Source organism: Enterococcus sp. MMGLQ5-1, assembly GCF_013155265.1.
Lineage (GTDB): Bacteria > Bacillota > Bacilli > Lactobacillales > Streptococcaceae > MMGLQ5-1.
Genome location: NZ_JABJXU010000026.1, coordinates 1 through 3,978 on the forward strand (window position 1 = coordinate 1; position 3,978 = coordinate 3,978).

Here is a 3,978-nt window from a genome sequence, read left to right on the forward strand (position 1 = left end):
CTGATAAGCTGTTTCTGTCTCTGCTTGACGCCAGCCAGTAAAGACATGACCCTCACGGGTTGGTGTTTTATTTGAAATGAGATAATCATCGCCTAGATAGACCGTCGCTGTCGCGGGTACGTTCTCTACCTCGTCTGTCGTGCCCGCTTGGTAGCTGACAGTATAGGCTGCCTGCCATTGTGCTGTCAACGTCACATCTGCTGTCACGTTTTCAAGCTTGTCATTTGGTTGATAAATTCTCTCTCCAGCCTGCCAGCCGGTGAACCGATAGCCAGCTCGGCTAGGCGCGTTAGCTGAAATAGAATAGTCAGCACCGTCGGCAACTGTATCAGCTGCTGGCAGTTCAATTGCTTCATCACCTGCGCCACTCGCATAGCTGACGGTATGAACTGCCCGCCATTGCGCTGTCAAGACTGTATCACGAGTGACCGATGAAATCGTTTCTCCCGCTTGATAAAGTGTCTCGTCAGCGTCATCTGCCTGCCAGCCAGAAAAGACATAGCCTGCACGCAAGGGGACTGAGTCTGCTATGGCAAAGGCGGCATTCTCTGTCACTAGCGCCCCGCTTGGCAAGTCTGTTACGATATCATTGGTTCCTTTATGGTAGCTCACCTGATAGTTCACACCTGCAAGAACCTTAGCTGTAAAGGCACCAATATCATTACTAGCTCGCGCATCACCAAAATAATCCCTGAGCATATCGGCATCCGAAACGCCTCGATTCGCCAGCTGAGATGCCTCTGGTAGCGCTGTTGTAGACGAGCGATTCGCGACATACATTGGAAGCCCAACCACATTTGTAGCATGCCAGACGACATCTTCTAATGGCCAACCATTCTGATAATTACCATAGCTTGCATTCGCAAATAGAGCAGACATAGTCGCGTAGACCACTGAGTTTTGTCCAATCCCTGTCGCGTTAACCTTGCTCAAGGTCGTGGCTGTGGTTGTTTCAGTGGCTACTGCGACATTTTTAAAGGCGCTATTTTGAATATTTGCCTTGATCTGCTCAGCATTGGTCGCTTCAATCGCCAAATCAACAAACTCTGGTGCTGCTCTAGCAGCGATTCTTGGCAAAACAAAATATTTCATAATCTGTGCACCTGAAATAATTGAGTTATAGCCTGACGGCTGCTGTGGACTATTCGGTAAAAATGATGGAATAAAGCCATTCAAACCTTCAGAATAGCTACCGCTATAGTAGTTAATGCCATAAAGCAAGTAAAGTGGCATCGTAGCACCAGCACCTGAAATCTCACTGCGCGTGTTATAATTATAGGCGCTATAAATCGCCGTATTTTTCAAGAGTCCACCGGTCATATAGACATTATCGCCGTTTGGTGCAAAGTTATCGGCAATGGTTGTGCCCTTAACCTCAGCGTACTTATGAAGTAAAAGACCGCCGCCTCTCCCCATGGTCTGATCTGGAATAATTTGCCAGCTTCTAAAGTTGGCATCGGCGGTATTCCAGCTCAAGCCCAAGGCATAGTTGCCATTGATCACGGTATTGATAATCTTAGTTGGGTTGTTAGCCTGCTCATCCGCCGGCTGAGCACCAGTCGCTAGACCGCCACCGTCCTCAAAGGCAACGTTTCCGGTAATCAATGAGTTTTTAACCGTCGTATTAGAGCCGGCTGCTAAAACGCCACCTCCAGTTGTTTCGGAATAATTGCCAATGACCTTCGTGTTTTCCATTGTTGAGCTATCATTCAAAAAAATACCGCCACCACAGCTAAAACGATTGACAAAAGCACGTGCCTCATAATTATTTTGAATCACACTATTTTTAATCGTGCCATTCCAAAGATAGACTCCGCCACCACCCTTGGCTAGATTGTGGTTAGCCAGCTCCTCTGAAATCGTCCATCTCGGCGAGGTCAAGGTAGGTAGGGCAGTCGCGACATAGCCGCCAGCGACAACGACACTATCGACCGTCCCTTTAACAGGTTCGACCTGTGAAATAATCCGCGTACCGTAGGTTGTTCGCGCCGTGTGTGAAGCAAATGCTGACTGCCAACGATATGTATGCGCATCAGCCGTTGGCAGCTGATTGTTACCATAAGGAAATGCGCCGACCTCCGTAGTTAAAATCGTGGAGGTTTGACCGATGAGACGCGTTGTTGGTTCACCTGCTTGATTGCGCTTACCATAAAGGCTCATCCCCTTAGTCGTATCCTCATCTAAGCTATCACGGACAGGCGCCAAAATCACCCCGTCCCAAACGGTTGTCGTATAACCATTCGCATAGGCATTGTAGAGATAGGGCCTGCCATGCACATTAAAGGTTCCTTCATCAACATAGATATTTACCACACCCGCCCTGTGGGCAAGGATAATGCCATACTGAATATCGTCTTTACCCGCATAGGCATCGTCCCAGCTTGAACCATCCTTTTTGCCGGCACCATTTTCCGTGATATAAAAACTATCCGTCACACCGTCAATCTGCCAGTCAGGCGCATCGCCAGCTGACTCATAGGCGCCAAGGTCAGGCTTTGCCCCCTGTAAGCGTGAATCACCCTTTGCATCTAAGCCAATCTGTGGATAGTAGCAATCAAACCCTTGGTCGACCAGCAAAGCGCCCTTTGGTGTGAAGTCGAAAGTCAAAGCTTCATTGGAAGAACCATCTGGATTTTTGTAGCCTAGCTTATCGGAAGCAAAGCTTTCAAACATTGCTGAAACCTCAGCTTTAGTCAAGGCAGTATTCAGATAGAGCTCCAAATTTTTTAAGCCAGCACCATCGATTGCAAGAGTTAAGGCATTTAATTCTGGATGGCTCTGATTGCCAGTAATCTGCCACTTACCATCAAACCAATAGATATTCTTATCTGAACCGCCATATTGATAATTTAAGGCAGTTTTAGCCCAATCGGACATACTCCAAGGACTCTTGGTTTGGAGAAGACCTGAGAGATAGCGTGAATCAGTTCCCCCACCTGTGACTTGTACGCCCTCTTTTAAAGCTAAGAAAATATTATTTTGCAACACGAGATCGCCATTTGCAGCCCAAAGCTGACCATTATCAGCTTTTAAATGACCTGTGTTATTAGCAATCATTGTATTATTCGTTAAACGACTATAGCCAAAGCTAGTCATTAAATCAGCAGTTCCAACATATTCATAACTCGAATCCGGCTTTAAATGAGTATAGCCGTTATAAGCAATCAGAGTGTTAGAAATCGAAGCACCATTAATTAAGATAATCGGGCTATATAAGCTGGCAGCAGTATTTGACAAGTTGACCTCATCACCCATAAAGTTTTTAACGATCTTAACTCTATCCAAGCTACCATTAATTGAAATGGCAGAAGCTGCCGTTTTTGCCCAGTTATCAAAATTTTGTACAGTTGGATAACTATTAAGTGCTTCGCCAGTTTGAGTTTTTGTTTGAAAACCCATGAAATGCTCTAAGGTTAGGCCTTGAAGCATCGCGTATGGATTCTCCATATGAAGCTGATGCTTGAAGTCTGCCTCACTAGGCTCAGCTATCGGTATTGATACTTCTTTCGCCCCACCGTCGATGATGACGTCATCTGCTGATAAGTCATCGGCAGCTCGGATAATCACTGGCTGATCAATCACCAGCGTGTCACTGAGTGTATAGGTGCCTTTCGGCAGCACGATAATGCTGTGTTCCTTATATTTGTCATAGATTGCATTGAAATCTTTGCCGTCCGCTTCTGTGACGGTTACGATGTCATCGACCACATCGTATGCACTGGCAAGCTCAGGCTTGATTAGCACCAAAACCAATGCCAGCACACTGACTGCTAGCCCGAAGCACACGCCCTGTTTTAACTGTCGTTTTTTCATTTTAACGCCCCTTTTTTCATTTTAAATTAATCGATAATTGATAATTAATAATTAGCTATCGTTGTAAAAAAAGGTGGCGTGATGCTTAGCGCTGTGTCGTGTCGTGTCGTGTCGTGTCGTGTCGTGTCGTGTCGTGTCGTGTCGTGTCGTGTCGTGTCGTGTCGT

At 46.3% G+C, this 3,978-nt stretch carries 1 protein-coding gene; it reads right to left on the reverse strand.

All coding sequences use genetic code 11. The features are described from left to right. Positions 1-3,813, reverse strand: a 3,813-nt coding sequence (locus HOY35_RS13250) for an InlB B-repeat-containing protein (RefSeq protein ID WP_172285859.1), incomplete at its 3' end; no start/stop codon positions are given. Between the last annotated feature and the right edge of the window lie 165 nt (positions 3,814-3,978).